At 42.7% G+C, this 21,840-nt stretch carries 21 protein-coding genes and 1 pseudogene; 21 read left to right on the forward strand and 1 reads right to left on the reverse strand.

Features of this window, described 5'->3' with window-relative positions; genetic code table 11:
- The first annotated feature begins 32 nt into the window (after nucleotides 1-32).
- The 19 genes and pseudogenes from ACFQZ9_RS10395 (at nucleotide 33) to ACFQZ9_RS10485 (ending at nucleotide 18,857) form a co-directional block, all read left to right on the forward strand.
- The gene (locus ACFQZ9_RS10395; RefSeq protein WP_498943711.1) at nucleotides 33-1,466 is read left to right on the forward strand and encodes a GAF domain-containing sensor histidine kinase; all 1,434 of its coding nucleotides are present in this window, start codon (nucleotides 33-35) and stop codon (nucleotides 1,464-1,466) included.
- Nucleotides 1,467-1,469: 3 nt separating this feature from the next.
- Nucleotides 1,470-2,042, forward strand: coding sequence for an ANTAR domain-containing response regulator (locus ACFQZ9_RS10400; protein WP_498943712.1), 573 nt, complete (start codon nucleotides 1,470-1,472; stop codon nucleotides 2,040-2,042).
- Between the two features lie 107 nt (nucleotides 2,043-2,149).
- The gene (eutS, locus tag ACFQZ9_RS10405) at nucleotides 2,150-2,491 is read left to right on the forward strand and encodes an ethanolamine utilization microcompartment protein EutS (RefSeq protein WP_026576653.1); all 342 of its coding nucleotides are present in this window, start codon (nucleotides 2,150-2,152) and stop codon (nucleotides 2,489-2,491) included.
- Between the two features lie 168 nt (nucleotides 2,492-2,659).
- On the forward strand, nucleotides 2,660-3,160 hold the full coding sequence (locus tag ACFQZ9_RS10410) for a EutP/PduV family microcompartment system protein (protein WP_498943713.1): 501 nt from the start codon (nucleotides 2,660-2,662) through the stop codon (nucleotides 3,158-3,160).
- A 137-nt stretch (nucleotides 3,161-3,297) separates the two neighbouring features.
- Nucleotides 3,298-4,743: an ethanolamine ammonia-lyase reactivating factor EutA gene (locus tag ACFQZ9_RS10415; protein WP_498943714.1), complete on the forward strand. Its 1,446-nt coding sequence runs from the start codon at nucleotides 3,298-3,300 to the stop codon at nucleotides 4,741-4,743.
- 18 nt (nucleotides 4,744-4,761) lie between these two features.
- Nucleotides 4,762-6,126, forward strand: a complete 1,365-nt coding sequence (locus ACFQZ9_RS10420) for an ethanolamine ammonia-lyase subunit EutB (protein WP_498943715.1) — start codon at nucleotides 4,762-4,764, stop codon at nucleotides 6,124-6,126.
- Between the two features lie 12 nt (nucleotides 6,127-6,138).
- Nucleotides 6,139-7,107 (forward strand): ethanolamine ammonia-lyase subunit EutC, encoded by a 969-nt coding sequence (gene eutC / locus ACFQZ9_RS10425; RefSeq protein ID WP_498943716.1) that lies wholly within the window; start codon nucleotides 6,139-6,141, stop codon nucleotides 7,105-7,107.
- 3 nt (nucleotides 7,108-7,110) lie between these two features.
- Nucleotides 7,111-7,764: an ethanolamine utilization microcompartment protein EutL gene (eutL, locus tag ACFQZ9_RS10430; protein WP_498943717.1), complete on the forward strand. Its 654-nt coding sequence runs from the start codon at nucleotides 7,111-7,113 to the stop codon at nucleotides 7,762-7,764.
- 162 nt (nucleotides 7,765-7,926) lie between these two features.
- On the forward strand, nucleotides 7,927-9,450 hold the full coding sequence (locus ACFQZ9_RS10435; protein ID WP_498943718.1) for an aldehyde dehydrogenase family protein: 1,524 nt from the start codon (nucleotides 7,927-7,929) through the stop codon (nucleotides 9,448-9,450).
- A gap of 15 nt (nucleotides 9,451-9,465) precedes the next feature.
- Nucleotides 9,466-9,759 (forward strand): BMC domain-containing protein, encoded by a 294-nt coding sequence (locus ACFQZ9_RS10440; protein WP_026576647.1) that lies wholly within the window; start codon nucleotides 9,466-9,468, stop codon nucleotides 9,757-9,759.
- A gap of 19 nt (nucleotides 9,760-9,778) precedes the next feature.
- A pseudogene (locus ACFQZ9_RS10445) lies at nucleotides 9,779-10,408 on the forward strand (phosphate propanoyltransferase); the annotation flags it as partial.
- Between the two features lie 238 nt (nucleotides 10,409-10,646).
- Nucleotides 10,647-10,922: a EutN/CcmL family microcompartment protein gene (locus ACFQZ9_RS10450; protein ID WP_498943719.1), complete on the forward strand. Its 276-nt coding sequence runs from the start codon at nucleotides 10,647-10,649 to the stop codon at nucleotides 10,920-10,922.
- Nucleotide 10,923: 1 nt separating this feature from the next.
- Nucleotides 10,924-11,277, forward strand: coding sequence for a BMC domain-containing protein (locus ACFQZ9_RS10455; RefSeq protein ID WP_498943720.1), 354 nt, complete (start codon nucleotides 10,924-10,926; stop codon nucleotides 11,275-11,277).
- A 25-nt stretch (nucleotides 11,278-11,302) separates the two neighbouring features.
- Complete coding sequence (mdh, locus tag ACFQZ9_RS10460) at nucleotides 11,303-12,247, forward strand: malate dehydrogenase (RefSeq protein ID WP_498943721.1); 945 nt, start codon at nucleotides 11,303-11,305, stop codon at nucleotides 12,245-12,247.
- A 142-nt stretch (nucleotides 12,248-12,389) separates the two neighbouring features.
- Nucleotides 12,390-13,793 carry a permease gene (gene eat / locus ACFQZ9_RS10465; RefSeq protein ID WP_498943722.1) on the forward strand — a complete coding sequence of 468 codons (1,404 nt, stop codon included), beginning with the start codon at nucleotides 12,390-12,392 and terminating at the stop codon, nucleotides 13,791-13,793.
- A 1,033-nt stretch (nucleotides 13,794-14,826) separates the two neighbouring features.
- Nucleotides 14,827-14,973: a hypothetical protein gene (locus ACFQZ9_RS10470; protein ID WP_155925835.1), complete on the forward strand. Its 147-nt coding sequence runs from the start codon at nucleotides 14,827-14,829 to the stop codon at nucleotides 14,971-14,973.
- 14 nt (nucleotides 14,974-14,987) lie between these two features.
- The gene (locus tag ACFQZ9_RS10475) at nucleotides 14,988-16,523 is read left to right on the forward strand and encodes an amino acid permease (protein WP_232490255.1); all 1,536 of its coding nucleotides are present in this window, start codon (nucleotides 14,988-14,990) and stop codon (nucleotides 16,521-16,523) included.
- A gap of 136 nt (nucleotides 16,524-16,659) precedes the next feature.
- On the forward strand, nucleotides 16,660-18,021 hold the full coding sequence (locus ACFQZ9_RS10480) for an FAD-binding oxidoreductase (RefSeq protein WP_498943723.1): 1,362 nt from the start codon (nucleotides 16,660-16,662) through the stop codon (nucleotides 18,019-18,021).
- Between the two features lie 104 nt (nucleotides 18,022-18,125).
- A complete protein-coding gene (locus tag ACFQZ9_RS10485) occupies nucleotides 18,126-18,857 on the forward strand; it encodes a DsbA family oxidoreductase (RefSeq protein ID WP_498943724.1) in 732 nt (243 codons plus the stop codon).
- Nucleotides 18,858-18,971: 114 nt separating this feature from the next.
- Here the strand turns inward: ACFQZ9_RS10485 and ACFQZ9_RS10490 are convergent, their stop codons facing one another.
- Nucleotides 18,972-19,307, reverse strand: coding sequence for a CotG/ExsB N-terminal domain-containing protein (locus ACFQZ9_RS10490; RefSeq protein WP_498943725.1), 336 nt, complete (start codon nucleotides 19,305-19,307; stop codon nucleotides 18,972-18,974).
- 186 nt (nucleotides 19,308-19,493) lie between these two features.
- Between ACFQZ9_RS10490 and ACFQZ9_RS10495 the strand changes: the two genes are divergently transcribed.
- Together ACFQZ9_RS10495 and ACFQZ9_RS10500 are read left to right on the forward strand one after the other, a co-directional pair.
- Nucleotides 19,494-20,585: a CotH kinase family protein gene (locus tag ACFQZ9_RS10495; protein ID WP_498943726.1), complete on the forward strand. Its 1,092-nt coding sequence runs from the start codon at nucleotides 19,494-19,496 to the stop codon at nucleotides 20,583-20,585.
- A 245-nt stretch (nucleotides 20,586-20,830) separates the two neighbouring features.
- Nucleotides 20,831-21,814, forward strand: a complete 984-nt coding sequence (locus ACFQZ9_RS10500; protein WP_498943727.1) for a proline dehydrogenase family protein — start codon at nucleotides 20,831-20,833, stop codon at nucleotides 21,812-21,814.
- Nucleotides 21,815-21,840: the final 26 nt, after the last annotated feature.

Here is a 21,840-nt window from a genome sequence, read left to right on the forward strand (position 1 = left end):
ATTTTTATATATTAGTAGATTGGGGCTAAGACATGCTTAAAACTGAGATAAACACCGTTGCAACCTTATGTCAGCTTCATACAGACCTATCAGATGAAGAGATCCAAAAGATTCAAGAAGTGGTTCAAAACCTCCAGTTAATTGCGGACCTGAATCAAGCAAATGTATTTATCGACTGTCAAACGCGGGAAAAGAAACATGCGATTGTCGTGGCTGAGGCGGCACCTTCGACGGCCAAATCTGTCTATAAAAATCCGGTTGTCGGTAAATTTGCTTATGAAACATTTGAACCCGCTGTTTTTTATGCCTTTCGAACAGGAAAGCCGCTTTTTCTCAATCATGCCTTTACCCAAGAAGGTAAAAAAGTCGAACAAAGTGTGGTTCCGATTATGGGTGTTCATAACCGGGTTATTGGCACGTTAATCATGGAGAAGGACAATAGCGATAAGCTTCAAAATCAAAATAAACTGAAAGCGCTAACAGAAGCAAATGAGACACTCAGTGAACTATTATTGGGAATGGCCGAAAACCGTCCGTTTATTCCGGAAGTCATAGAGGAGTCCTTATTCATTATTGACCAAGATTTACGAATTCAATATTCGAATCCTGTGGCGATGAACCTTGTGTTAGAAATGTGTTCGATGGAGTGTAAAAGTGGAAATCTTTTTACCACCTTTTTTCCTAATTTAGAAGAAATCTGTCTGCGATCAGATGAACTTGTGATTCAAGAAGTAACGATTAAGAATAAAGTCTTTCAAATGAAAAAAATTGCGCTTGTGCAAAATGAACAAAACAGCGGCTCTTTTATTATTTTTCGTGATTTAACAGAGCTTCGTGAAAAAGAGCGAGAGCTTACTGTGAAGACGGTAGCGATCCGCGAAATTCACCATCGAGTGAAAAATAACCTGCAAACAGTCGCAAGTCTACTCCGTTTGCAGATGAGAAGGGGAATTCCCGAGGAGAGCAAGGTCCATTTCGTCGAAAGCCTTAACAGAATTTTAAGTATTGCTTCTGTATATGAAATTATTTTATCCAACTCGCAAAACCAGGATGATGTGGAGATTGTTAGTTTGATAGAAAAAATTGGCAATATGCTGGTCTTTAGTGATGATCATGAAGGCAAAACGATTATGATTGATTATTCAGGACCGAAGCTTTTTATTAAATCAAATTTAGCTGTTTCGGTTGCCCTTGTTATTAATGAATTAATTCAAAATTGTGTGAAGCATGCTTTTACGGAGATGTATGAAGGACAAATACATGTGGTCATCGAGGAAGATGTTTCAGCCATAAGGGTTCTGGTAAAAGATAATGGAATTGGCTATACCTCTACCATGAAACCATCTTTAGGGCTTGATATTGTCAAGATGATGATTGAACATGATTTATCGGGACATTTTGAGATCGAGGGAACGAGTGAAGGCACAGTTGCGACCGTCGAATTTCCCTTTACGAGGGAGGATTAAGGCATGAAAAAGCGAATTATGGTAGTAGAAGATGAATCCATCGTCCGATTGGATGTTTCGCTGATGTTAAAGGATGCCGGCTATGATGTTGTTGCAGAGGCGGCAGATGGCGAAAAAGCAATTGAATTAGCTTATTCCCTCAAGCCAGACTTAATCATCATGGATATTAAGATGCCAAAGTTGAATGGTTTGAAGGCGAGCGAGATTATTTCGAATAAATTCAATATCCCGATTTTGCTGTTAACGGCCTATAGTCAAAAGGAATATATTGAGAAAGCGAAGAGGGCCAATATTTTAGGGTATTTGGTAAAACCAATCTCGGAGGCAAATCTGATTCCAGCGGTTGAAATTGCCTTGATGCAGGCTGAAAATGCAAACTTTTACAAAGAAAAAGTAGAAGAAATGAATCGAGAGCTGAAAAACCGAAAGCTGGTAGAAAAAGCAAAAGGAATTTTAATGAAACAATTGAATTTACCGGAAGAAACGGCTTACAATAAGATGAGAGACCTCAGCATGAAAAAACAGCTGCCAATGGAAAAAGTGGCAAAGTACATTATTTTGAAATACCCAAGTTAGTTTACAAGTGAATAGATGAAGCAATGGTGCTTAGTAGGGTTTATTTTTGAGAAAAAATAAAGTCTATTAGGCATTTTCTTTTTTTAGGAAATGGAGAGGTGATCGTGATGAGTGAAGAAAAAAAACGGTTTATACAAGAGTTTGTCCCAGGGAAGCAGGTAACCTTAAGCCATATTATTGCGAATCCGGACCCGGATATGTTTGAAAAATTGGGGATTCAGGAGGCTGGGGCTCTTGGAATTTTAACGTTAACGCCAAGCGAGACAGTAATCATTGCCGGGGATTTGGCGACGAAATCAGCAAATGTTAAGTTAGGATTTTTGGATCGTTTTACCGGAAGCCTTGTGATTGTCGGCAATGTTTCTGAGGTAGAAATGGCGATGGCAGAAATCAATCGGTTTCTCGCGGATACGCTAATGTATACGCCGGCGAAAATAACGAAGTCGTAGATTTGTTGATATATTCGTAAAAGTGTTGATATCCTTTAAATTTTTGTCGATATCCGTCCGAAAAGTGTTGATATCATTTAAAATTGTGTCGATATCGGGTGATTTTGTGTTGATATCCGATGAAAAAGTATCGATTTCGCAAAATTTCTCATGAAAGGAGGCCATCCTGTGGCTAAAAAGAACCGAGCGATGCTCATCGGCTCCGTTGGTGCGGGAAAATCGACGTTAACCAACGCGTTACTTGGCCGGGAAGTGCCTGCTGTCAAAACCCAGTCGCTCATCTATTATGATTGGATTGTTGACACCCCGGGAGAATACAGTGAAAACCCGTTCTACTATAAAAATATTATGTCAACTGCGTTAGAGGTCACCCATGTCCTCTATTTGCAGGATGCGACTAAGAAAAAAATGGTATTTCCACCTGGATTTAGTACAGGGATTAATAAAATCCCAATTGGAATCGTCACAAAAAGTGATTCAGATCAAGCGGATGTGGAGCTGGCCATTTCTTTATTAAAAAAGGTAATCGTGAACAAGGGACCCATCATCATTACCTCTTCAGTTAAAAATGAAGGAATCGAGGAGATTCGAAAGCTAGTAAACTTAAGCTCGATCCAGGAAATGAAACAGTATTTAGAAAAATATCCATCTCCATTTGTAATTTTTTGAATGAAAGCCTTTACAGTATCCAGAAAATAATTTATATTATGAATAACAAATGAATTTAACGGCAATGGCGCCTCTTATAAACTATTCGAAATTGGATAGTTTACAAGGGGCGCTTTTTGTTTTTTGGGGGAGTTGAGATGAATTTCAGAGGCCCACAAAAAGAAATGATGATCAGTGCCGGAATTGATATTGGCACAAGTACAACCAAGCTCGTAATCAGCCGTTTCACCTTAATGAATATGGCAGGCGGGGCACATGTGCCGCGGATTGAAATCATTGATAAACAGGTCATTCATCGAAGTCCGATTTACCGGACACCGCTGACTACACCAACAACCATTGATATCGAAAAAATTGAAGACCTTGTCAAAATAGAATATCAGAAAGCAGGGATTGAACCGAAGGACATCCAAACAGGGGCAGTGATTATCACGGGTGAAACAGCCACAAAAACCAATGCCGAAGTGATGCTCCATCAGTTATCAGACCATGCCGGGGAGTTCCTAGTTGCAACTGCAGGGCCGGACTTAGAAGGGATTATTGCCGCAAAAGGCTCGGGTGCTTATGAATATTCTAAAGAGACGGGAAAGGTTATTGCCAATATCGATATCGGCGGCGGAACGGCAAATGTAGCGGTCTATAAATCAGGAAGGCTTTGTGGAACCTGTACGCTCCATATCGGCGGCAGATTGATTGAATTTAAAGAAAACAAAATTCAAAGTATCTCTCCTCCAGTTAAGGACCTGCTTCAACGATGGGGGGCCAGAATGGAAGTGGGGCAAAGCCCTGATCCAATCGAATTAAAAAGAATTACCAATTTCATGGCCGAGGTTATCGTGAGAATGTTAAAAAGGGCACTCACTCTTGAAGACCACGCATTATTGCTGGGTCATGAGCCAAACTGGGTGGAAGACATAGAGGCCATCATGTTCTCGGGCGGGATTAGTGAATGTATCTATCAGTACGAGAACGGTTCCGGACAAACGGCACAATACGATGATATCGGGCTGATGCTGGCAGCTTCCTTAAAGGAATGTACCAGTTTATCAGAATGGACTTGGGTTATGCCGCAGGAAACAGTCCGGGCCACGGTGCTCGGCGCTGGAATGCAAACGACGGAAATCAGCGGGGCGACCATCGAGGTTGATAACGGAAAATTACCGATAAAAAATTTACCGGTTTATCAGGTCCGATTTGAGGCTGATTTTAAAACCGAAATGAATCAATTTTCTAAACGAATTGAAGAAGCAATTGAACTCTATGATCCGCAGCGGGATGGGCAGAATTTTGCGGTTTATTTTTCAGAGCTGCCTTACTTAAGGTTTCGTGAAATTGATGAGTTTGCCGACACCATTCTAACTGCAATGAAACAAAAACCGAATCCGGCACAGCCGCTGGTCCTGGTTCTCGATCGCGACTATGCAAAGGTTCTTGGGCAAACGCTCAAGCGAAAGGATCCTACACAGTCGGTCATTTGCATTGATCAAATCAAAGTTGAAAATGGGGACTATTTGGATATTGGCCAAGTGCTTGAAACCGATGTTGTTCCTGTCATCATAAAAACATTAACATTCCAGAAATGACGAAAGGGGGACTTTTTTGTGAGATTAAAAACCACCTACTTAGGTACCGTCTACCAATTTTCCTCACTAAAGGATTTATTTGCAAAAGCAAATGAAGAAAAATCCGGCGACCGCTTAGCGGGGATTGCGGCTGAAACCGTTCAGGAAAGGATTGCAGCTAAGCAAGTATTGAGCTATTTAACACTACAGGATATCAGAGAAAATCCCTTGCTATCCCCTGAAGAGGATGAGGTTTCAAGGATCATCGAAGGGCAAATAAACGAACCAATCTATCAATCCATCAAAAATTGGTCCGTTTCCGAGCTTCGCGAATATATCCTGAACGATACTACAACTGGGGAGGATTTGAAACGGCTCAGCAGAGGGTTGAACAGTGAAATGATCGCGGCAGTGGCAAAAATCATGTCTAACCTTGATTTAGTCCATGCAGCGGGCAAAATTGAGGTTTTATCCAAATGTAATATAACCATCGGGCAAAAAGGCGTTTTAGCATCAAGGCTGCAGCCAAACCATCCGACGGATAATGTCGAGGGCATGATGGCCTCGATGAAAGAGGGTCTTGCTTATGGAATCGGCGATGCGGTGATCGGGATTAACCCAGTGGATGATTCCGTGGAAAGTGTAAAACGCCTACTGCATGCAACGCACGATTTTATTCAAAAGTGGGAAATTCCAACACAAAACTGTGTGCTTGCCCATGTTACCGCGCAAATGAAGGCGGTCCAGCAGGGGGCCCCTGCAGATATGATTTTTCAAAGTATTGCTGGAACAGAAGCAGCCAATCGTTCCTTCGGAATCACGGCTTCGCTATTAGAGGAAGCTAACGAAATGGCTAAAATTTATGGAACCGGAACGGGTCCGCAGCGTTTGTATTTTGAAACAGGCCAAGGCTCGGAATTATCCGCAGAAGCTCATTATGATATTGACCAAATTACCTTGGAATCACGAAATTACGGCTTTGCCCGCTACTATGACCCGTATATCGTCAATACGGTAGTCGGCTTTATCGGACCTGAGTATTTGTACAACAACAAGCAGGTTATTCGTGCCGGTCTTGAGGATCATTTTATGGGAAAAATGCATGGGATTCCAATGGGCGTAGATATATGCTACACGAACCATATTAAGGCAGACCAAAATGATATCGAGGATCTTGGAGTGCTGCTGACAGCGGCTGGGGTGAATTTTATCATCGCTGCACCAATGGGGGATGATTGTATGTTAAATTATCAATCCTTGAGCTATCACGATGTCGCTACATTGAGACAGACGCTGAATAAACGGCCGGCACCACAATTTGAAGCATGGCTTGAAAAAATGGGGATTTTTGAAAACGGGAAATTAAGTAAATATGCAGGAGATCCAACGATTTTTTCGCGATAGGGGGTGTAGGAAATGAATCCTGAGTTAGTGGAACAAATCACGAAAATGGTGGTTGAAAAATTGCAGACAAAGGCTGTGGTTGGCAGTGAGTCAACGGTGGAAGAGGTTCATACAAAGGTAACCGATGAGCCAGCCGCCAGTGTTGAAGTAAAGTTTTGGAATCACCGTTCAAATAAGGTTGAAGAGAATTGCACATCGGATTGTACCGAGTCTGAGCCGGAAAAGGAAATAGCAGTGGAACCAAAACCGCCGGTAGGTCTCGAAAATCCTTTTAACAAAGAAGAGCTGGATCTTCTCATTAGTAAAACACCAGCAAGGATAGGTGTTGGCCGTGCGGGCTTACGGCCAAAAACGGATACATGGTTGAAATTTCGCTTTGACCATGCGGCCGCGGTTGATGCGGTCTATGGTGATGTCGATCCGAAAATCTTGGAAAGCCTGTCCTTATTCAAGGTCAATACAAAGGTTGCTGACAAAGAGGTATATGTCCGCAGACCTGATTTTGGCCGTAAGCTTTCGGAAGAGGCCAAACAATTAATCAACGAAAAATGTAAAAAGTCTCCGACTGTACAAATTATTGTTTCTGATGGCTTGAGTTCAAAAGCGGTTGAGGAAAATGTAGAGGATGTCTATCTCTCTCTGAATCAATCACTTCAAAGCTTAGGACTGGATGTTGGTACACCATTTTTTATCGAAAAAGGCCGGGTCGCGGCGATGGATGATGTCGGGGAACTGCTCACACCGAAGGTAATTGTTTATCTAATCGGTGAGCGACCAGGGTTAGTTAGTGCGGAGTCATTAAGTGCATATTTATGCTACGAACCGCGCCAGGGCACTATTGAAGCCGACCGGATGGTTATTTCCAATATTCATAAGGGCGGCATCCCGCCGGTTGAGGCAGGGGCCTATATCGGAACGGTTGTCCAAAAGATCTTAAAATATGAAGCTAGCGGGGTATCGCTGGTCAATAAGGAGGGGTAAAAAGTGGCTTTAGAACGAATTCATGCAGAAATTTTAGCAGTTCGGATTATCCCAAACGTTGACCCTGCCTTAGCTGCCCAGTTTCAATTAAAACCGCATCAACGGAGTTTAGCGATTTTTACTTCAACGATTGATGATGTCGGCTATACCGCTCTCGATGAAGCAACCAAACGGGCGGACGTTGATGTCGTTTATGCACGTTCTTTTTACGCAGGATCCGGGCATGCCTCAGGGCCTTTGTCGGGCGAAATGATTGGCGTGTTGGCCGGCCCGAGTCCGGATGAAGTGAAAAGCGGAATTGATGCGGTCATTCAAACTGCGGAGAATGATGCCTATTTTGAAGCATTAAATGATGAAAAAAGCCATGCGCTATATGCCCATGTGGTCGCGAGAACGGGTTCTTATTTATCGGCTGAGGCAGGGATAAATCAAGGGGAGGCGCTTGCCTATCTGATTGCACCGCCGCTTGAAGCAGTGTATGGAATTGATGCAGCCTTGAAGGCAGCGGATGTGGAACTGGTTAAGTTTTTTGGACCGCCATCGGAAACAAACTTTGGTGGCGGGCTGTTGACGGGGTCGCAATCAGCATGCCAAGCGGCTGCAGATGCATTTCGCGATGTCATTATCGAGATTGCGAGAAATCCGAGGCAGTACTAGATTGATTTTTGATTCGCGGATAAATTGATGTAATTCGCGGATAAAGTACTTACATTCGCGGATAAACTGCTGTAATTTGCGGATAAAACACAAATAATTGCGGATAAACTCGAACTGAGAGTAATTTTACACTAAAAAACAAGAGAGAAAGGAGTGTCCCTGGTGCAATTTGATTTAGATCTTCAATCCATCCAGGAAATGCGGGATGCACTTCAAAAAGCAAAAGAAGCACAGCAAAAATACTTATCGTATTCACAAGAACAAGTCGATAAAATCGTCAAACGGGTCGCTGAAGCTGCTGCTGCAAAATCACTTGAACTAGCCCAGATGGCGGTGGAAGAAACCGGTATGGGTGTTGTTGAACATAAAAAAATGAAAAATGATGTGGGTTCGCTGGCAGTCTATGAATCCATTAAAAATGAAAAAACCGTTGGAATTATCAACGAGGACAGCACAAAAAAAATCATGGAGGTCGCCTATCCTTTTGGTGTCATTGCCGGGATCATTCCAACGACGAATCCAACATCGAGTGCGATTTTTAAAGCATTAATTGCCTTAAAAACAAGAAATGGAATTGTTTTTAGTCCACATCCACGTGCGGTAAAATGCTCGGTCGCTGCTTTAAAAATTTGTTTGGAGGCAGCGGTTGAAGCGGGGGCTCCAGACGGAATTATCGGCTGGATCTCAAAACCAACGATGGCGGCAACCACCGAATTAATGCACCATCGCGATATTGATTTAATCTTAGCCACAGGCGGGAAAGACTTAGTCCGTGCTGCTTACAGCTCTGGTAAGCCAGCCTACGGTGTAGGTCCTGGAAACGTACCGGTTTATATCGAAAAAACAGCCAATATCCAAAAGTCGGTCAAAATGATCGTCGAGAGTAAAACCTTCGATTATGGCACAATTTGTGCCACGGAACAGGCGATTGTTGTTGACCGGAATGTAAAAGAAATGGCTGTAAGGGAGTTCAAAAAGAACGGTGCCTACTTCTTAAATGAGCAGGAAAAAGAGCTTTTAGAAAAGGTGATCTCGCCGTTTCCAGGAAAGCTCAATCCGGACATCGTTGGGCAAAGTGCAGTAAAAATTGCTGAACTCGCTGGAATTTCAGTTCCGGCCGATACATCGATCTTAATTGCGGAAGAAACACGGATTGGGAAGGAAGTTCCTTTTTCCATCGAAAAATTGTCACCGATCTTCCCGATTTATACAGCAGAAAGCTATGAAAACGCGAAAGAGCTTTGTGTGAAAATATTAAATTTAGGCGGGATGGGGCATAGCTTATCGCTCCACACCAATGATGACAAGGTGGCCCGTGAATTTGCGTTGGAAATGCCGGTATCCCGTCTGATGGTCAATACACTTTCTTCCATTGGTGCGGTTGGCGCAACCACCGAATTGATGCCATCGCTGACACTTGGCTGCGGTTCGTTTGGCGGAAATATTACTTCCGATAATTTAACGGCCCGCCATTTAATCAATATCAAGAGAATGGCCTATGGTACGAAGGAAGTAAATGTTCCAAAGCCGTCCAATCAAAATTCTGGTCCACAATGGGGCGCAAGCAATCAGGTTGACGAGATTGTGAATCAGGTATTACGCAACGTAAATGGATCGGGTTCACTGGATCCGAAGGTGATTTCTGAAATGGTAAACCAAGTATTAAAAAAATATCAAATGAACTAATAGGAGGAATTTAAAATGGCTAGAGAATTAACAGCATTAGGAATGGTAGAAACAAAAGGTTTGGTAGCATCCGTGGAAGCAGCTGACGCAATGGTGAAGGCAGCAAATGTACACTTAATCGGGAAAGTTCATGTTGGCGGCGGACTTGTAACCGTTCTTGTTCGCGGTGATGTTGGTGCAGTAAAAGCAGCAACCGAAGCAGGTGCGGCAGCAGCAGAACGTGTCGGCGAACTTTTATCTGTCCATGTGATACCACGTCCACACAATGAATTGGAAAGCATTTTACCAAAATTAGATGTTGAAGTGTAAGAAGTAAGGAGTGGGTTGGATGAATGAACAAGCCATTCGAACGATTGTTGAAGAAGTCATACAGCAATTGTTTAAAAAGGACTCAAGACCGAATACGATCCCAATGGCTGTTTCTGCCCGCCACTGTCATTTAAGTCAAACTGATTTAGAGACGCTTTTTGGTAAAGGGTATGAATTAACGAAAAAAGCGGATTTGTCGCAGCCAGGTCAATTTGCGGCAAATGAAACGGTGGTCATTGTAGGACCAAGAGGAAGCATTGAAAAAGTGCGCATCCTTGGTCCGGCCCGTTCCTTAACACAGGTTGAGGTCAGCAAAACGGATGCGGTGAAACTCGGTGTGAACCCGCCAATAAGGGAATCGGGTAATATTGCGGGCTCCGCTCCGATTACCCTGGTAGGGCCGAAGGGAAGTATTTATAAAAATGAAGGACTGATCATAGCCCAGGCCCATATCCACATGCATCCCGATAATGCAGCGCATTTCGGAGTGGAAAATGGGGAATATGTTCGAATCAGAACTGAAGGTGAGCGCCCGGTTTCGTTTGAAAAAGTACTCATTCGGGTGTCGCCAAGATATAGGCTAGAGATGCATATTGATACCGATGAAGCGAATGCGGGTTTAATTACAAGTGGTCAGTCGGGTATTCTTGTTAAAGATGGTGAGAAGCCGGTTAGCACCCAAGCCACTTTGAAAGAACCAGTTCAAACGAAGGAACCAGAGGCTGTTATTTTTCAAAAAAATCTCTTAACGAAAAGAGATGTGCAGGCCTGTAAGGGCGACTCGATTTCAGTTCGAAAAGGAACAATTGTAACGCCGTTAGCACGGGATACCGCAAGAGAGTTGAAAAAAACCATCCGGGTTATGGACTAAGTAAGGGGATGATTTTTTGCAAGTAGGAACGGTGATTGGAAATGTGTGGGCGACCAGAAAGGAAGACAACCTGACAGGATTAAAATATTTGTTTGTCCAGCCGGAGCTTCCAACCGGGGTACCGATCCTTTCACCGTTTATTGCGGTGGACCGTATTGGTGCAGGTGTCGGGGATAAGGTGATGGTCACAACGGGAAGTGCCGCGGCAAATATTATCGGGAATCAGAAGCTGCCGATTGATGCTGTGATTATCGGAATAATTGATTCGATTGATGTAGAAGGAGGTGCGTAATATGTCAAAAGCATTAGGAATGATTGAAACCAGAGGACTGATTGCTTCGATTGTCGCGGCCGATGCGATGGTTAAAGCAGCGGATGTCACTTTAATTAAAAAGGAAAAAGTAGATGCGGGACTCGTTTCGATTTTAGTAGAAGGGGATGTTGGGGCTGTTCAGGCAGCAGTCGATGCTGGAAAGTATGCGGCACAAAGTGTTGGTGTACTTGTTACCGCACATGTCATCCCGCGTCCTGATGAGGAAGTGGGGCAAATGCTGGCGAAGGCGCCGAAGAAGGCGGAGGAAAAGCCCAAGCCTGCAAAACGAGGTCCAAAAGCAAAACAGGAAGAGCCTCCAACAATAACGGAATAATTTTTGAAGGAATGGAGGAAAAACGATGGCATTCAGACGTAAAAAAATTGCAGTCATAGGTGCCGGTTTTACCGGTGCAACGGCTGCACTGATGCTGGCTCAAAAAGAATTAGGGGATGTTGTGATCGTTGATATACCAGCCCAAAGCGATCCTACTAAAGGGAAAGCCCTTGATATGCTCGAGGCCAGTCCGATTCAAGGCTTTAACGCAAACATCACGGGTACCTCGGATTATGAGGATATTCGGGATGCTGATTTGGTGCTAATCACTGCCGGCCTGCCGCGAAAACCGGGGATGAGCCGGGACGATTTGGTTTCTACGAATGCTAAAATTATGGAGCAAGTCTCGGAAAATATTAAAAGATATGCTCCTAATAGTTATATTATCGTGTTAAGTAATCCGGTCGACGCAATGACCTATGTATGTTATAAAACGACTGGTTTTCCAAAAAATCGTGTCATCGGACAGTCCGGTGTCTTAGATACCGCTCGTTTTAACACCTTTGTTGCCCAGGAATTGAATGTGTCGGTGGAAGATATTTCGGGTTTTGTTCTTGGCGGACATGGGGATGATATGGTCCCATTGGTCAGGTTCTCCTATGCCGGGGGAATACCGGTGGATAAGATTCTTCCGCCGCATCGCATCGAAGCGATTGTGGAAAGAACGCGTAAAGGCGGGGGAGAGATTGTTAGTTTGTTAGGTCAAGGAAGCGCTTACTATGCACCTGCCGCTTCGATGGTACAAATGGCCGAAGCGATTTTAAAGGATAAAAAGCGAATTTTACCGTGTATTGCTTATTTAGAAGGGGAATATGGCTATCAGGATTTATATTTGGGGGTACCTACCATCCTTGGCGGAGATGGGATTGAAACGGTGATTGAAATTGCCTTGACGCCGGAGGAGAAAGCAGCCCTTGATCAATCTGCTCAATCTGTGCAGAATGTAATGTCTGTTTTGAAGACACGATAATTTTTAGAAAAATTAACCTGTGTAATCCTTCTACGATTCTATATTAAACTAGGAGCTAACTAGTTTAATTACATAGTCGGGTTTAGGAATTGTTTGAAGCTTACTTTTACCAGGAGATTTAATTTTGAAAGGGGAAGGGTTTATGGAGCAGGGAAACAACCATTTACAAAAAGCGCTTAAGCCAATCCATCTCTGGGGAATTGCCGTCGGGATGGTTATATCCGGTCAATATTTCGGCTGGAACTATGGGTTTGAATCAGGCGGCACCATTGGTCTTGGCATTGCAGCACTCATTATTATTGTCTTCTATACGACCTTTATTTTTAGTTACTCAGAGCTTTCAACTTCCATTCCTCACGCAGGCGGCCCTTCTGCCTATGCAAGAAAAGCGATGGGGCCATTTATGGGCTATGTTACAGGGTTAGCCTGTTTGCTCGAGTTCGTGTTTGCACCACCAGCGATTGCCGTTTCGGTAGGTGCTTATATTAACTTCCTGGTCCCAAGTATTAATGCTGTTTATGCAACAGTTGGAATGTTTATCTTATTTATTTTGGTTAACCTCATTGGTGTAAAAGGTGCGGCAGTGATTGAGTTAGTGGCAACGGTGATGGCACTGATTGGTCTTGCGATTTATTATGTTGCCGGCTTACCTCACGTTCAAGCGTCAAATATCTTTAATGATATGGCTTTTAGTCATGGCTGGTCCGGCGTTTTGGCTGCGATTCCATTTGCGATCTGGTTCTTCCTGGCGATTGAAGGGGGAGCGATGGCAGCGGAAGAGGTGCGCGATCCGAAGAAGGATATTCCAAAAGGATTTATTTCAGGAATTTTAACACTTGGTATCGCTACCATTTTAACCTTAGTGGTAACCGCCGGTCTAGGCGGAGGTACCGGTAAACCAGCGGATTATCCGCTTCCACAGGCATTGGCTAGTATTTATGGCGAAGGCAGCTTTATTCCAAAATCGGTTGCGATTATCGGTTTATTCGGTCTGATTGCCAGCTTGCATGGAATTATCATTGGGTACTCCCGTCAAACGTTTGCATTAGCTCGTGCTGGCTACCTGCCTAAGTTTTTATCAAATCTTTCAAAACGCGGTGTTCCTCACTGGGGCTTGATTGTTCCGGGAGCGATTGGAGTCATTGCGGCTGGGTCTGCAAACTTTGCGAATGCCCTGATTATCCTTTCTGTATTTGGTGCGATCACGATGTACTGTTTAAGTATGGTTTCGTTGTTTGTGTTACGGAAAAAGGAACCAAATTTGGAAAGACCGTTTAAGGTAATTTATCCAGTGGTACCAGCGATTGCGTTGGTGCTGGGCGTTTTCTCGTTCTTTTGTGTAGTAAAATATAGTGTGTTAACGACGACTCTGCCATTGTTTGGGGTTCAGTTGCCATTGGCAGGAGTGATTCTGACGATTTTTGGTGTCGCGATTGTCTATTACATCTTGGTAGGGTCCAAGAATTTGCGTCCTATGTCAGAGGAGTTTGTTTCGATTGAGGATGTGACCTCTGGGTCTGAGGTTGGCGAGGAAAAGATTGGTTAATAGATTTAGAAAAGGATGTCCTGTGGAGGCATCTTTTTCTATTTTCGGGAATGTCTTGAATTTGCATTGCCCGAAGGAGGTAGAATTTCGTGTGGAGGGTAAAAGCAAAGGCGTTTCATTGCCCAAGGGAGGTAGATTTTCTTGCAAAAGGTAAAAGGAAAGGCATTGCATTGCCTGAGGGAACTAGATTTACATGTAAAAGGTAAAAGGAAAGGCGTTGAATTGCCCGATGGAAGTAGATTTACATGTAAAAGGTAAAAGGAAAGGAGTTGCATTGCCCGATGGAAGTAGATTTACATGCAAAGGGTAAAAGGAAAGGCGTTGCATTGCCCAAGGGAGGTAGATTTTCTTGCAAAAGGTAAAAGGAAAGGCGTTGCATTGCCCGATGGAAGTAGATTTACATGTAAAAGGTAAAAGGAAAGGAGTTGCATTGCCCGATGGAAGTAGATTTACATGCAAAGGGTAAAAGGAAAGGCGTTGCATTGCCCAAGGGAGGTAGATTTTCTTGCAAAAGGTAAAAGGAAAGCTGTTGCATTGCCCGATGGAAGTAGAATTTCATGCAAAAGGTAAAAGGAAAGGCGTTGCATTGCCCGATGGAAGTAGATTTACATGTAAAAGGTAAAAGAAAAGGCATTGCATTGCCTGAGGGAAGTAGAATTTCATGCAAAAGGTAAAAGGAAAGGCGTTGCATTGCCCGAGGGAAGTAGATTTACATGTAAAAGGTAAAAGGAAAGGCGTTGCATTGCCCGAGGGAAGTAGATTTACATGTAAAAGGTAAAAGGAAAGGCGTTGCATTGCCCGAGAGGAGATGATTCGCTTAAATAAGGTAAAAGGAATACACTCTTAATACCCAAATGAACCTCATTTTTCTTTTCAAGGTCAAAGGAAACCTTATCAACTTGTAAAAAAATGAGCAAAGGTGACAGGCACTATGTGAAAACTTCACAAGGTATATTTAATGGTTTTCAAGAATAATATGGTGATAACTTGACCATATTTGGTCTTTTTATTTAAACCGAAAGGAGGGGAGCGAATGGGGGTTGTAATCGGATTTGCGATGATTATCTTTACGCTTGTTGTCGGTACAGCCATTGGGATGAAGGCAAATAAGAATGTAAGATCCTTTAATGATGAAGAACATGAAATTTTTGTCGGTAATGAAGCAGAAAAGGAATCATGAAAGGGGAGAATCGAATGAAGAGCAGGGACCAACAATTGCTCGAGGATAAAAAACACCTCAATCGTTATGGATATGCCCAGGAGCTCTTACGCGACATGGGCGGCTTTTCGAACTTTGCGATCTCATTTTCAATTATTTCCATATTAACAGGTGCAGTTTCCCTTTACGGTCACGGATTAACCTACGGCGGTCCGGGAATGATGGGATTTGGCTGGACCATTGTTGCCTTTTTCGTCATGCTAGTCGCCGCCTCACTTTCAGAACTAGCTTCAGCCATTCCAACCGCCGGGGCACTTTACCACTGGGCCGCTGCCTTAAAAGGAACGCGAATCGGCTGGTATACTGCCTGGATTAACTTAATTGGTCAAATTGGAATCGTCGCCGGAATCGATTACTCTGTAGCCTTATTCGCCGACCCACTTCTTGCAGGAATCTTCAACTATCAATCTACTGATACAACCACCTTAATCGTTTTTGGCGTTGTCCTCCTATTACACGGAATCCTCAACCATATCGGTATCAAAATTGTCGCAAAATTAAATGATTTCTCTGCTTGGTATCACATGGCTGTCGTTGCCATTTTAGTGGTCAGTTTAGCCTTCTTCACGAAGCACGGTCTACAGCCGATTGATTATCTATTCCATGTTGGCCAAACCTTTTCAGACAAACCTTATTTCCTGGCATTTTTAATTGGATTATTGCAGGCACAATGGACCTTTACTGGCTATGATGCTTCGGCCCACACCATTGAAGAAACGGTTCATCCACGTGTCCGTGCCCCTTGGGGAATTTTCAATTCGGTTGCTTTCTCATTTGTCTTTGGTTTTATCATGCTCGCGTTTGTCACACTTTCGATACATGATGCCAACGGTGCGGTGAACTCTGATAATGCCTTTATTTTTGTTATCAGTAAGGCACTAGGTGGAACATTTGGAAACATTGTTTTGTGGCTAGTAACCTTTGCCATGTTCTTCTGCGGCCTTTCATCGATTACTTCATTTTCGAGGATGATGTATGCATTTTCAAGGGATAATGGAATGCCGCTCAGCCGTCATTGGGCAGAAATCAGCCGCAAATTCAGGACACCGGCAAAGGCCATCTGGCTTGCTGTTATTCTTTCCTTTATCTTAGCGTTGATCGATTACATTACGAAGTTGGTCAATCCGAATGCTGGCTACTCAACGATTGCCTTCTTAACCGCGGTAAGTGTGGTCGGTTTGTATGTGGCTTACGGAATCCCTATCTATCTGAAACTTAGAGCCGAATCGAAAGGTTTATTTTTACCAAAGCATTATGGTCCTTGGGCGTTAGGGAAATGGAGCAAACCAATCAATGTGATCAGCTTAATCTGGATTGTATTTATTTGCGTCATCATGGTCATACCGCCAAATCAAATGGCAGCCTACGCCTTGATTGGGATGTTTGTGGTGTTGGTCATCATGGACCTTGCCTACTACAAGAAGCATTTCAAAGGCCCGCAGGCTGCACTTGAAAAATCAGTGGATGAAATCAGAAGGCTGGAAGATGAATTTGAGCATGAGAAAGAATAATTTTAGCAAAAGGTGCCTTATTTTGGCACCTTTTTAGCATTCTAGTAATCTTCAAAGTTTGAAATCATTCCGTCTTGTTCTATAATTGTTCTATTAGTATTACTTTTCTGAATATTCGAGAGAGGGCTGGCTGAAAATGATATTATTAGACGAATTAAGAAAAATTCTACCCGAGGAACAGGTCACGGAAAACCCAACGGTTTTAGAGCAGCATAGTAAAGATGAGTCCTATCACACACCGCATTTACCGGATGTGGTTGTTTTTCCGAAAAATAAAGAAGAAGTCAGTGCTGTCCTAAAGTATGCAAATGATCACGAAATCCCAGTAACACCATTTGGCTTTGGGTCGAGTTTGGAGGGGCATGTGATTCCCTATCAAGGTGGAATTTCCCTTGATTTTCAACTGATGAATCAAGTCCTTGAGGTTCGCCCAAACGACTTTTTAGTGCGTGTACAACCAGGGGTTACCCGGACGCAATTAAATAAAGAGTTAAAAAAATATGGTTTATTTTTCCCGGTGGATCCAGGAGCGGATGCAACGGTTGGTGGTATGGCGGCGACCAATGCAAGTGGAACAACCTCTGTCCGCTATGGGGTGATGCGGGATCAAGTCCGTGATTTGGAAGTGGTTTTAGCAGACGGACGCATTATTCATACTGGCAGTATGACGGCGAAATCGTCCTCAGGCTATCATATTACTGGATTGTTTGTTGGATCTGAAGGGACACTGGGGGTATTTACAGAATTAACCTTACGTGTTTTCGGGATACCGGAAGTGATCAGCGCGGCACGGGCTGTTTTTCCAAGTGTGGAAGAGGCTGTTGCAACGGTTACCGATATTCTCTCCGCCGGGATTCAGATGGCACGGATTGAATTAGTTGATGCTCGCTCGATTATGCAGGTAAATCTTTATAACCACACGGATTATCCGGTTAAACCAACACTGTTCATGGAATTCCATGGGAATGAGGCTGGTCTTCAGTATGATGCTGATTTTGCTGAAAAAATTGCTCAGGACCACGGTTGCGAAGAGTTCTTGTTTGAGACGGATTCAAAGGCACGTGCCCAGCTTTGGGAGGTCCGTCATAATTTAGCGTATGCTTTTGTACATAAGTCTCCCGGGAAAAAAATGATGGTTACCGATGTGTGTGTTCCGATGTCAGAATTGGGCGGTGCGATTCATGATGCCCGCGAGGCGATTGATCGGATTGGCTTGGACGGTGCTCTATTAGGACATGTAGGAGATGGAAACTACCATTCCATCATTATGATTGATGTTGATGATCCGGAAGAGATGAAAAAAGCGGCTGATCTGAATGCCCATTTGGTTGATTATGCCCTCAGCCGGGGCGGTTCCTGTACAGGCGAGCATGGGGTAGGGGTTGGAAAAACTAAATATCAGCGCAAGGAACATGGGGAGTCATTGGATGTAATGAAAGCCATTAAATTTGCGCTTGATCCGAAGGGGATTTTGAATCCGGGGAAGATATTTGATTGAATAAACCTGTTATTCTTTTTCTAATCCCGAATGAGCAGATTCTATTGGGTTTCTTTCCCCGTGTGGTACACTATCTTTATTCATCAGAAAAATGAGGTGTAACCATGAAAATAGAGGTATGGTCAGATTTTGTTTGTCCATTTTGTTATATAGGAAAACGTCACCTGGAGGAGGCATTGGCACAATTCCCGAATCGGGACCAGGTAGAGGTTGAATTTAAAAGCTTTGAACTCGATCCAAACTCGCCAAAATACAGTGGTGAATCTATTCATGAAGTACTCGCTGGCAAATACCGCATGAGTCTTGAACAGGCAAAGCAAGCGAATCAAGGCGTCGGGCAGCAGGCCGCTAACGTCGGCTTAAGCTATAATTTTGATACGATGAAACCAACGAACACCTTTGACGCTCATCGTCTAGCCAAATTTGCCAAAGAACATGGAAAAGAAACCGAAGTTACTGAAAAGCTACTCCATGCTTACTTTACAGATGGAAAGAATATCGGCGATTACGAAACCTTGGCAGATATTGCTGCAGCAGCAGGCTTAGGCCGTCAAGAAGTATTAAATGTACTACAAGACCAAACGTCTTTCGCCAATGATGTCCGCATTGATGAATCGATTGCCCAGCAATACGGCATCAGCGGTGTACCGTATTTTGTTATTAACCAAAAATACGCGATTTCCGGAGCACAGCCAATCGCAACCTTCTCAGGTGCACTCCAGCAAGTATGGCAAGAGGAATCCGCTGCACCAGTCGTGCTAAAGGACCTCTCAACTGAAAGTGCAGTGGACGCAACCTGCACAGATGGCAGCTGCGGAATCCCAGAAAAAAAATAAACTACAGAACAACAGGCACCGCCCGATTGGGGAAGGTGCCTGTTTTTTATTTTGATTGTCCACCCAGGACGGACAAAATAGTGCAAAAGTCCACGGGCGGTGCCTGTCACTGCTTTAAAGGTTTCGGATTCTTAGTTCCCACATGTTGCCGTCGTCCCAGCAGGTACTGATTTCTTGGTTGCCCCGAACCATGGTTCTCCAGTTGGAGCGGTGTGCGCAATGGTTGTGGTGTCTGGTGGTATTTCGTCTAGAAGTAACTCTTCTAGAAGTATGCTTACGTGAAGTTTTTCTTCTGGTTGTTGTACGCTTCCTAGAAGTGTTGCGTCTTGAAGAAGTTTGTCTCCGTGAAGTACGGCCAAATCCCGGATCTCTGAACATGAAATCACCAAATCCGCCTCTTTGTACTTCCTCTGCTGCTCTCTGAATATCTTCTGATGAATATTCGTTCATAATTGCACCTCCTTATTTCACGAAAGAGGGATTAAAACGAAAAAGCCATAACCTCTCTCTTCTTTTATCAAGTTACGTAAATCGGCTCGTACTTGTTTGGGGCATTCGCCCAATCCTACGTAAATTGTTGTCCGCTGGTGACCTAAAAATTTTTCCTGAATACGAATAAACTAGGAGGGGGAAATCATGGACGAGACTTTCAAATTACCTCAATATAAAATCTTTATAAACCCAATTGACTTACGGGAACTAAAAAGGGATATCTGGATTGACGATCCAGTCCCGGCCCAGCTTGCGATCGAAGGGAAGAAACTCGAGATTGATCTCAGCTACCGGGGATCACATATTCGTGATTTTGAAAAAAAGTCTTATCAAATTGCCTATTATAAACCTAAGAAATTTAAAGGATCCTCATTAGTTCATCTTAACGCTGAGTTTAAAGATCCTTCCCTCATCCGTAACAAATTATCCTTTGAATTTTTTAAAGAAATCGGCTGTCTTGCACCCCAATCCCGCCATGTCTTTTTAACGATAAACGGAAAAGCAGAAGGCGTATATTTGGAAATTGAGTCGGTGGATGAAAATTTTATCAAGCGAAGGAGTCTGCCAAATGGTGCCATCTTTTATGCAGTCGATGGCGATGCCAATTTTTCACTCATGAGTGATTTAGATAAGGAAACGAAAAAATCGTTGAAGTTAGGATATGAACGACAATGGGGAAGTGCTAAAGATGATCTCCATTTACAGGAGTTTATTTATAAAGTTAATACCCTTCCAAAGGCTGAATTTGAAAAAGAAATCCAAAAATATATAAATGTAGAGAAATATCTTCGCTGGGTCGCAGGAGTGGTGTTCACCTCGAACTACGACGGGTTTGTTCATAATTACGCACTCTACCGCAATGGAGCCACTGGTTTGTTTGAGGTCATTCCATGGGATTACGATGCAACTTGGGGAAGAGATGTGAATGGGAAGCGAATGGAAGCGAACTATGTTCCCTTTGATGGCTTCAATACATTAACCGCCCGAATCCTAAATGAAAACCGCTTTCGCAGTCAGTATCACAGGCTGCTTGAGGATATTATGAATCATCAATTCACGGTTGAATTTATGGCACCAAGAGTGGAGCAACTCCTTCAATCGATTCGCCCCTCTGTCTTACATGACCCCTATAAAAAGCAACAAATCGATCAATTTGATCAAGAATTGGCCATTTTCACCTTATATATTGAAGAAAGAAGAAACTATTTGAAAAAGAAAGTAGCGATGTTTGATTAGGTACTTCAAAACCAATTGGAGTGCCTGTTATTATTTTCACTTGAATAATAATTTTGAAAATTCTTTTTGTTATAACGAAGGTTGATGTTCAAATTTTTATGTATTAAGATAAGTATGTTTGATATGCTAAAAAACTAAAACGCTACCAAATTGCAGTAAAAAAATTATTTTACGAAAATTTGTAAAATAATCCTGATTAAAAAAACATGCTATAATTAAATCAAAAAGAACAAGGGGTAATTGCTATGTTAAGAGACTTTTTTATCGGCTTATCGCAAAATCATTTTTTGAATAGTGCTGCTAAAAAGTATGGATTAAAAATGGGTGCTCAAAGTGTTGTTGCGGGTACCAATATTCCAGAAGTAATCAAAAGCATTAAAGAATTAAATGCCCAAGGAATTTCATGTACGGTTGACAACTTAGGGGAGTTCGTCTTCAAAAAAGAGGAAGCTACGGAAGCGAAAGATCAAATTCTTCAAGTAATTGAAGCGATTCATGAGAATAAAGTAGATGCTCATATTTCTTTAAAACCAACACAGCTTGGTTTGGATATCGAATATGATTTTTGCTTAAGCAATTTGCAAGAAATCGTACACAGAGCTAATGAATATGGAATCTTCATTAACTTTGATATGGAAGATTATGGCCACTTACAGCCTTCATTTGATCTATTAGATGAGCTTTCAAGAGAATATGATAATGTTGGAACGGTTATCCAAGCTTATTTCTATAATGCACAGGAAAACCTTGAAAAATATAAAAACTACCGTCTGCGTATCGTAAAAGGTGCTTATAAAGAGCCGGAAGAATACGCGTACCAAGATAAAAAAGATATCGATAACAACTTTATCAAACTAATTGAATGGCATTTATTAAATGGTAAATTCACTTCGATTGCGACACATGACCACCGTGTCATTAACCATGTGAAGGAATTTGTGAAGAAGAACGATATTCCAAATGATAAATTTGAATTCCAAATGCTTTACGGTTTCAGAAAAGACCTTCAATTAAAATTAGCAAGCGAAGGCTACAACTTCTGTACGTATGTTCCATTCGGAAATGACTGGTACGGCTATTTTATGCGCCGTTTAGCGGAAAGACCGCAAAACTTAAATCTTGTGGCAAAACAAGTATTTAATAAGAAAACTAACACCATGATTGGGTTGGCAGCTGGTGCTTTCGTAATAGGAAGAATGACTAAAAACGGTAAGAAAAAACGTAAATAAATTGATAAAAGACCTGTACATCGTGA

The organism is Neobacillus sp. GCM10027624 (genome assembly GCF_042675345.1).
GTDB lineage: Bacteria > Bacillota > Bacilli > Bacillales > Cytobacillaceae > Neobacillus > Neobacillus cucumis_D.